Consider the following 8,409-nt stretch of genomic DNA (forward strand, 5'->3'; position numbering starts at 1 on the left):
ACCGCGACATCCATGTGGCTGTCTCCTCGTTCCAGCCGACGCAGGGTCAGTTGAGTTCCCATTTTGACGACATTGATTGGGTCTCTCAGGTCGTGAGTCAGCGTCACCATAAACAGCTCTTGAATATCTTGGAGCGTCTGTGAGAATTGAGTTGCGGCATCATTCACGGCTTGCTCAACCGAGTCAATAATGATGTCCCGTTCTCTCCACTCTAAAGGTGCTTCTTCCTCCAGTACCTGAAAGAGGACCTGACGGAGGATGTGGTACTCAAAGATGAGTTGAGACATCGAGTAATCAGCATACCCGGCTCGCTCACGTCCATGCAGTTTGCCAATCCGAGTGCTCTCTACCTCATGGGCTTCTACTTGGGCGGATGTCCTTTCACCGGTAGCTGACAGTTCAGCCACGAGTTGGTTTAGGAATTGAGGCAGTGAATCTTGTAGAACAAGAGAGTCCTGATGCAGTGATGCACTGACTTCGTTGCGCGCCCGAGCTTCCCACATTTGCATAATTCTTTCAGCGTTTTGCTGAAGCCGATCAGACGCTTGGTTAGACATTGTTCTGAATTTTCTGCATGAAAGGAGGCTAGGAAAAGTTCCCAGGCTGTGGGTTTGAGCCATCAGCAACATCTTGCTCAGTATAGGTTACGCGCCCTCGCTTGTATTGTTGGGTTATCCGATCGCGGCAGTGGAGTATGAGTGACTGCAAGCTTAAGGTTACGGGTAGGAACGAGATAGGGCCTGACTGCTAGTGCAAGATTACCCGAGCCCGATGGTGGCTGGCTGATTCAAGCAGTTCGTCAGGCGAAATTAGCAACGACGCATTACCCGCTGAAATGACTGCTATTTCATTGCCCACAAGGCTTGTAACATTCTTGTAGAGATATTTATAACACTTTCGCCAACAACATCGTCTGAGGGTGATAAGCAGCGGGCGATCGCTGTTTTGCCGTATTAAGCATTACCTACATCTTCATAAAATTTTCTGCTTGTAGTTTCATAATCTGCCTACCTTTACAGCGGCTTCAGCGTAGCCACTAAGGTGCTGCAACGATTGAAGGATCTGCTAGATGAGGACTAAAGTTGAGTTTATAACCGTGCCTTACTTTGGGGAAGTACTGAGCTTTTCCAAGTTCAACTGTCTAGCCAAGGAACATTAAGTGTCAAAGCACAGTATTGTCGTCGTTGGAACTTCAGCGGGTGGGATGGAAGCGCTGAAACAGTTGGTAGCTCATTTACCCTCCAACCTGCCGACAGCAATCTTTATCGTCTGGCATGTTGCTCCAGAATCTACAAACATACTGCCTCAAATCCTAGAGCGGGTAAGCCCCCTGCCTGTGGCACAAGCAATTAATAACGAGACAATCCAACCGGGACGGATTTATGTTGCTCCCTCTGATCACCATTTGCTCGTTGAACTCGGTCAGGTTCGGGTAACCAAAGGACCTAAGGAGAACCGCTTTCGTCCCTCCGTCGATGTCTTGTTTCGCTCCGCTGCTCTAGCTTATGGATCGCAGGTTATAGGGGTTGTTTTGACGGGACTTCTCAATGATGGAGCATCTGGATTATATGCAGTGAAGGAGCGAGGTGGAAGAGCCGTTGTTCAAGACCCAGTTGATGCACTTCACCCCTCGATGCCAATTCAGGCGATGAAAGCGGTACCGGTCGATTACTGCGTTCCAATTAAAGAGATGGGAGCTTTATTAGGTCGCCTCAGCAACGAGGTTGACCAAGAGAAGGAGGAAATGCCAGTGTCTGAACAGATGAAACTTGAGGTCGCGATTGCAGGGGAAGACAATGCCTTTAGGTCAGGCATCATGAAGCTAGGGCAACTTTCGCCCTATACCTGTCCTGAATGTCACGGGGTTCTTCTACAACTTAAAGACGGAGGCTTAGTCCGCTTTCGTTGCCATACAGGGCACGCTTATTCCCTAAACGCGCTGCTTACAGAAGTGACAGAGTCGATTGAGGCATCACTTTGGAGTACGCTGCGCGGGATTGAAGAGAGTGAATTATTGATGAACTATCTTGCTGAGCATCTTTATGAAGCAAACGATAGTGGTCCAGCAGAACTTTTGCGGCAAAAATTGCAGGAAGCTAGCAAGAGAGCTGAGCTAGTCAGGCAGGCGATAAGAAGCAACGAAACTCTCAGTGAAGAAAAGCTCACTAGCGATGGTGCGTCTCTCCACAAATGACGAGAATCTCACGGTAGATGTCGTGGGCGAAAAGAGCCAGATGACTGACGGACTGAGGATTACAAGCCTTTGTGTCGTAAAGGGGTAGCGAAGCTGCATTTAAGTGCCACGCGATCGCCCCCTCTCCATCTGGTCCCTCTGACCCCATCTTTAAGGTGCCTACTGTGAACTGGAAGCGAGTATTAATTCCCTGCGCGGTAATGGCGCTGCTAATGTTGGGCATTTCCTATGTTGGCATCAAATATTTTGAGAGCCAGAACATCTGGTATGACAACGAGGGGAATTCACACGTTGATATTTGGGTTTAGGAGTAGGGGCAATCGCTCTCCTGCGTCTAAACACAATCTCTAACCCAGCATTTTGCGATCTCCGTCAAATGAGAGAGATAAGGAGAATGCTTTATCAGCGTTGATGAAAGTAATTGTGTTCGCTGCTACGACTATGCAAAATATAGAAGACAAGCCTTCTTTTCAAAAGTCCTTGTTGGCAGGACTGACAGTGCTTTTGGTCGAGAATGAGCCTGGACTGGCAGAACTGCTCACGTTCATTCTTGAGGGGAACGGAGCCAGAATCATCCCAGCCGGTTCTGCTACTGAAGCACTAAATCAGTTAAAGCGGCGGCAACCAGACGTTTTGGTCAGCAACGTTAGGCTACCTGATGAGGACGGAAGCTGGTTGATTGAGCGAATTAGGCAGGTAGAGGGAACATGTCGCGAACTCCCAGCTATTGGTGTAACTTCCTACCTTGGAGAAGTTGATGCCTAGGGAGCGTTGAGAGCCGGATTTCATCACTTTTTGTCCAAGCCGCTAGACCCAGATGAGTTGGTTCAAGAGGTACTTAAGCTTACTGGGCGACAATGACGGATTTTGTGGGAATATCGAAGTTTCTCCACAAAATCCGTCAAGGTTCCTGGTCTATGTCTCTCGATGTTGATTTTAGGCTGGATGGATTGAAGGTGCTAGTTGTCGATGACGATAATGACAACCTTCAACTTTTCGCATTTCTACTTGAGACTTATGGTGCAAGCGTAACCGCAGTTAGCTCAGCGAATGACGCATTTCAAGCCTTCCTGGAACAGCAACCTGACATCTTAATCAGTGATATCAGAATGCCCAACCAAGACGGGTACATGTTGATCCGTCAAATCAGAGGGTTGACGGTTGAGCAAGGAGGGCAAGCGCCAGCGATCGCCCTAACTGCTAATGCTAGGGAAATAGACCAGCAACAAGCACTTGCAGCAGGTTTTCAGCAGTATTTGGCTAAACCTGTTGACCCCGATGAATTGCTACAAGCTGTGTTGGAGATGTCCGCTAGCAAGATTTGATAGCACAATACCAGCCCCTATCAACTCGGAGCTGGCATTGCACTAAGTATTTATGGCGGACTATGGGATTCCAGCCTTATTATGGCTTAGCATCCTTTGACTTATACTCTTTGAATCAATTCTCTGAGGCAGGGAGTGTGCTCGCGGTAAGCATCTGTCTTTGAATACCGTTCTAGCTGCTCTAAGCTAATCATTCCTCTTTCTGCTAGTGCAGTTACTTCCCAAGGCAGTAGAGCGTTTAGTTTTACGCTCTCAACAAAATATTCATGAGTCTGACCTCGTTCTGCATTAAGCGCTGCAACCTGCTGCTCAAGGGTTCCTAAATCATGAAAATCAGCGCTTTTGGCTATGATATCCGTAGACCTGATTCGGCAAGCCAATTTGAAGAAGGTATCTTTCATGGTTACAAGGGTATAAAGACTCAAAACCGACAGCCGATAAGTAGGTAAAGAAATCTTGCACTAATGCAATATTCTGCAACACAGATGCAATTTCATTAATTCAAGCAAGAGTCCAGTGGGTGAGACTTACGTCTAAGGGATAGAATTGGTGTTACTTTAGTTTGTTGCTTTCTATACACAACTATGCTTCACATTGTTTTTTCTTTTATAGCCTTCTCCAGCAATTCACCCCCCCTGGAGAAAGTTAGGCACTACAGGGTGTTGTGTCAGACGCGATGATAGGTCTTGTGGGTGTGGTGATTGTTTTCGTTAACCTTAGAGAAGGATCGGTTGAACCAGCAAGATTAGTCTGATGCGTGAAATCTCAAATGAAACGCTTCAAGTTGCGAGGAAACATGCTTTGCAGGTACAACAACATGGAGAAAAAGTACGAAATACGGCAAATAACCTCAGGCAAGCTGGACGCATTAGTGAGGCGCAGAGAAAGCAGGTAGAGAACTGCGTTGAACTGATGCAGCAGTCTGCACAGGGAATGCATGATGCAGTAGATGCTGCATACAAGTCCCCAAAGGATTCAGTAGAAGCCTTTGTATTAGCAGTTGACCATCATGTTATAGCTAATCAGTATCATATAATTGCGAATAATTTGTTGATTGGGCATTAAACTATTTCCTAATAGAAACCCCCTGCTTTTGTAGCAGGGGGTTTTGTCTTTCCAAGGTGTAGATAGGTGTAGAAAGAGGCTGTCTACACCTTCTACGGCGTAGACAAGGTGTAGACAGAGGGTGTAGAAGGTGTAGAAACCTTGCTGTGTAAGAGTTTAAGGCAAGGTGTAGAAGGTGTAGACGTAGAAGGTGTAGGTGTAGAAAAGGGGCTGTCTACGCCTCTTTTTGGCACTTCTCAGAATGTCGTCTACACCTTCTACACCTGTCTACACTCCCTCAGTTCTTGCTAGTTGAATTAGTCGGGAAGCCACTTGAATTTTGTTGTCTGCGCTGTTTCCTCAACCTCTAACCAGCCATCTTTTATGAGCTTAATTAACTGCTCTTCTAGCTGGTCAGGCTGAGAGAGTTTGACTTTCATCTGCACAATTTGCCGCTTCGTATAGAACTGATCGGGATGCTTCTCAAACCACGTAATTAGGATCTGTTCATCGGTTCCAGTCGCAGTTTGAGTGATTGGTTCAGGTTCAACAATCACCTCGTCAAACAGCTTTTCTAGCGTTTCCAAGTCGTATCCAGATGCATTGAAACTAAATCCATCTGCGCTATCTTCAGGCTCGCCCAATGGGGCTACAACTGCCTCTAAATGTTGCGTTGGCTGGGTGTTAGATTGACCTTTACATAGTTCAGGAAAGCGGTTTAGGAGCCACACGACCGGATCAGGGTGTCCCCATTCATTTAGCTCGGTGAGCATCCATTCAGGGATGCTCCACTCAAACGATTCATCCCCGCGAGTCACGATGTAGCGACCCGTTGGACTGCGATCGCCCAGCTCGTCCTCCTCATGAAGTGCCTGGATGCTGACACGCTCAGATCGCCAGGCTGCGTCAATGTTCTTCAGTCCGTGTGCGCCACTGGTGTCTACCTGGCTGATGCCAATCAGCGTCCCGCAGGTCTTAGCTAGTTTCATCAAGGCAGCATTAAGCAGTGGGTTCAGTTCCAGTTCATAGGTGCCATAGGCAGCGAACATTTCATCAAACACCCAGCCCTCGCCCTTCAGTGAACCCTTTGGAGCTTTGCTAATGCGTCGGGCTACGTCATCGAGCGCAAAGGAATAACCTTCTGGAGAATCTTCCATCCGCGCCCAGTGAAGCGGAGCAACATCGCTATCCGTTGAGAAGTAACCGATTGCATGCCCCATGCCCATCCGAGCGATCGCCAGCAGAGTTGCAAGGGTAGTCTTCCCGCTTTGACTATTGCCCCAGAACCAGCAAAAGGGTTGATTAAGCAGTGTTCCAAGCGGACAACCGCTCTGTGCCATTGCCTTTAACAGTGCCTTCATCCGTTCCCTCACATCTGGGTAGATGGTGAGGTCGGGTGCCTCTGTCTGCCGGTAAGCCTGTGCGGGGGATGCAGTTTTGGGAGCAGCGCTGCCATAACGCCCCAAATGGTTGTGAACATTGATCTCTGGATTGAGGGCAAGGTTCACCGCAGGGCGACCCCTGGCGGGTATCTCTTCGAGATCGCCTTCCTTGTCTGCTTCGACCGCTGGCACTACTGCGCCTGGTGGCTGTAGTTGGGTAGTTGGAACTGAATCACTTGGTTCTGCTGGTTCAGCCGCGATCGCCGCCTTCACCTCAACCCAGTCCAGTGCTTTGACATCACCTAAAGCCATTCGCCGCACCATGTAGGCATAGCCTGCAAGCCGATCTTGCGCTGGCAGTCGCTTCAATAGGTCAGCGATCGCCGGTTCATCATCGACTAAAACAGCGTACTCAACCCGCTGTTCATAGGGCAGGAAATCCATCACCTTCATTAGCTGCTGCTCTCTGGGTGATACCTCCTCCCCTGCCAGTCCAAAGATGCTCAGAATGTCCCCTGCACCAACTCGGCTCCCCGGCAGCAGACAGAGCTTGCCAGAGGTTTGAAAGTCTCGCCAGACCGTACCCAAATAGCTAAACCCAGCAATACCAGCCATCACTCCCACCCCTGGCAGTGGAGCCACAAACGGTAGGGAAATGGCGATCGCCCCTAAGCTCACGAGCCTTGCCCCATCACAATTGCTGCGTTCTTTGTCTGCGCTGCGCTGCAAAACTCCAACGCGATATCGCAGCGCGTCTAAGATTTTCCCCTGAAGTAAGTAACGTGAGTTCGGGTTAAGCTAAACGCTGCAAGGTTTGGTATAAAAGGCTTTAGGCAAAGGGTATTGCTGTAGGCTCTTCTCAATAAGGTTGTTTATTGAGAAAAATTGCATCTGTGGACCTTGCTGACAATAGCTTGATTCACTGCAACGAAATGAGGTACGAAAAATCAGGGGTTCTGACGATTTCTTATCCCGAACTCACGTTAAGTAGTCTTCAAAATTCATAAACGTTAGTCTCTAAAAGCATTAAGTAAGAGCGGGTTTCCCCGATCCGTTCAACAAATCAATTAATCAGCAGTCTTGGTCTTGCGAGTACGGTTAAAGTCCTCCACTGCATCCCAGAACATAGAACCTGACAACTCAGCCGCCACAACCGACAGAATGAACCAGACCAGGCGGGAAATGGTGATTCCGAACCAGTAGCCGAAGGGATGGTTTTGATAGCTCATGATGATGTCAACCGCATAGGTGGACAGGATCACAAAGCCTTGCTTGCGAATCTCTAGCATCCCCGCTCGCTTGTATTGCTTCCAGCGGACACCGACAATATCGATCGCCTTTTTTGGCTTGTCCGGCAGAACCTCACTCTCTACCTCCCTCAACCGCTGCTTCGCAATATTGATCGCAATGCCTCGGAACACCCGCGCTTGAATAGCATTGATCACAGCACTGAACAGGAACGAGAACCAGAAGCTAATGGAAACGGCAGCAACAACGAGGTCTAAAGGATTAGCATCATCACCCCCATAGGGCTTCAGCACAAAGCTAGGGGCACCGGGATCTAGCACCTGCCAGTACCCTTCAGCCGACACAAACACAAAGTAGATGGTGGCAATCCCGTACAAAATCGCTGCCCCCCGGCCGGTCACCCACAGGTAAATGTGAGGGAGAAGAGTAAGCACATCATGCATCGCATCCAGGGCAGCATCTAATCCTTCCCACCCTTTTGATTCAGGCTGATCAAACTCACTCTTCCCCCTCGTGTTAGCCGGGCTAGAAGGGGTCGAACTACTGGGTTTATTCGCTGTAAATTTAGCCATCTTGCCGCTCTCTTGCCGCTTCAAGGCGGTCGTTAATTAAGTCACCTAACGGGGATGTTTTGACGTAGGCAATTCCAATCAGGAGAAGGATTGTCGCGAGGCATCCTGCACTAATTCGGGCGTAGAACTGGTGAGTCATGCCTTTACTCCTGCCCCATTGCCTGCTCAATCCGCTTAGCTAGCCCCTCATCAACTTTGGAAACTTGCTCCCAGGCTTCACTCACCAGTTCACACTCTGCTTCGGTGCGATCGCCGCCAGATGCAAGGATTGCGGCAACCTGAGCCGCTAACGCTTCCTCAATTCCTGCCTTTGTCAGCTGCTTTAGGAATTGCTGGTGCAGCCTGTAGCACGATTTAACCTGGTTCAGCAGCGCCTCGGCAAAGGCGAACTGACGAAAAGGCTCGAATTCCTCAAGCCCCTTCAAAATGCCGAATATCTCGATGGAGCGAGGACTATCAAGATCCGGCTGCCAGACATCCTCCATCGTCTCGCCGGTGCTGTTGAGGTGATAGGCAAAGATGCCCGTTAAAAGGGGTCATTGAAGCGAAGCTGTCATGAGATGCAATTAGCCCAGAATCATTGCTGTGATTGAGGTCCAGCGGCTGACTGTTTCCAGGTAGCAGTCTTCTACACTCTTTGAGTG

12 protein-coding genes are annotated in these 8,409 nt (G+C 49.0%); 4 read left to right on the top strand and 8 right to left on the bottom strand.

Annotated elements, in window-relative coordinates:
• Nucleotides 1–557, bottom strand: a 557-nt coding sequence (locus H6F88_RS00295) for an RsbRD N-terminal domain-containing protein (protein ID WP_242050326.1), incomplete at its 3' end; no start/stop codon positions are given.
• A gap of 602 nt (nucleotides 558–1,159) precedes the next feature.
• On the opposite strand from H6F88_RS00295, the gene H6F88_RS00300 reads away from it, so the two are divergent.
• The gene (locus tag H6F88_RS00300; RefSeq protein WP_190640766.1) at nucleotides 1,160–2,194 is read left to right on the top strand and encodes a chemotaxis protein CheB; all 1,035 of its coding nucleotides are present in this window, start codon (nucleotides 1,160–1,162) and stop codon (nucleotides 2,192–2,194) included.
• Here the strand turns inward: H6F88_RS00300 and H6F88_RS00305 are convergent.
• A complete protein-coding gene (locus H6F88_RS00305) occupies nucleotides 2,166–2,417 on the bottom strand; it encodes a hypothetical protein (protein WP_190640767.1) in 252 nt (83 codons plus the stop codon). The genes H6F88_RS00300 and H6F88_RS00305 overlap by 29 nt on opposite strands.
• Nucleotides 2,418–2,635: 218 nt before the next feature.
• Between H6F88_RS00305 and H6F88_RS00310 the strand changes: the two genes are divergently transcribed.
• Both H6F88_RS00310 and H6F88_RS00315 read left to right on the top strand, forming a co-directional pair.
• Nucleotides 2,636–2,959, top strand: coding sequence for a response regulator (locus H6F88_RS00310; protein ID WP_190640768.1), 324 nt, complete (start codon nucleotides 2,636–2,638; stop codon nucleotides 2,957–2,959).
• A gap of 152 nt (nucleotides 2,960–3,111) precedes the next feature.
• A complete protein-coding gene (locus tag H6F88_RS00315; protein WP_199333383.1) occupies nucleotides 3,112–3,519 on the top strand; it encodes a response regulator in 408 nt (135 codons plus the stop codon).
• Between the two features lie 101 nt (nucleotides 3,520–3,620).
• Here the strand turns inward: H6F88_RS00315 and H6F88_RS00320 are convergent, their stop codons facing one another.
• Nucleotides 3,621–3,920 carry a hypothetical protein gene (locus tag H6F88_RS00320; RefSeq protein ID WP_190640770.1) on the bottom strand — a complete coding sequence of 100 codons (300 nt, stop codon included), beginning with the start codon at nucleotides 3,918–3,920 and terminating at the stop codon, nucleotides 3,621–3,623.
• Nucleotides 3,921–4,272: 352 nt separating this feature from the next.
• On the opposite strand from H6F88_RS00320, the gene H6F88_RS00325 reads away from it, so the two are divergent.
• Nucleotides 4,273–4,584 carry a hypothetical protein gene (locus H6F88_RS00325; protein ID WP_190640771.1) on the top strand — a complete coding sequence of 104 codons (312 nt, stop codon included), beginning with the start codon at nucleotides 4,273–4,275 and terminating at the stop codon, nucleotides 4,582–4,584.
• Nucleotides 4,585–4,880: 296 nt separating this feature from the next.
• Here the strand turns inward: H6F88_RS00325 and H6F88_RS00330 are convergent, their stop codons facing one another.
• The 5 genes from H6F88_RS00330 to H6F88_RS32895 form a co-directional block, all read right to left on the bottom strand.
• Nucleotides 4,881–6,674, bottom strand: coding sequence for a hypothetical protein (locus tag H6F88_RS00330; RefSeq protein ID WP_190640772.1), 1,794 nt, complete (start codon nucleotides 6,672–6,674; stop codon nucleotides 4,881–4,883).
• 338 nt (nucleotides 6,675–7,012) lie between these two features.
• Nucleotides 7,013–7,765, bottom strand: a complete 753-nt coding sequence (locus H6F88_RS00335) for a hypothetical protein (RefSeq protein WP_190640773.1) — start codon at nucleotides 7,763–7,765, stop codon at nucleotides 7,013–7,015.
• On the bottom strand, nucleotides 7,758–7,904 hold the full coding sequence (locus H6F88_RS00340) for a hypothetical protein (RefSeq protein WP_190640774.1): 147 nt from the start codon (nucleotides 7,902–7,904) through the stop codon (nucleotides 7,758–7,760). Before H6F88_RS00340 ends, H6F88_RS00335 begins: the two co-directional genes overlap by 8 nt.
• Nucleotides 7,905–7,908: 4 nt before the next feature.
• The gene (locus H6F88_RS00345; protein ID WP_190640775.1) at nucleotides 7,909–8,250 is read right to left on the bottom strand and encodes a hypothetical protein; all 342 of its coding nucleotides are present in this window, start codon (nucleotides 8,248–8,250) and stop codon (nucleotides 7,909–7,911) included.
• The coding region (locus tag H6F88_RS32895; RefSeq protein WP_206756414.1) for a hypothetical protein at nucleotides 8,222–8,409 on the bottom strand (188 nt) is incomplete at its 5' end. The genes H6F88_RS32895 and H6F88_RS00345, both read right to left, overlap by 29 nt.

Source organism: Oculatella sp. FACHB-28, assembly GCF_014696015.1.
Lineage (GTDB): Bacteria > Cyanobacteriota > Cyanobacteriia > Elainellales > Elainellaceae > JAAUTN01.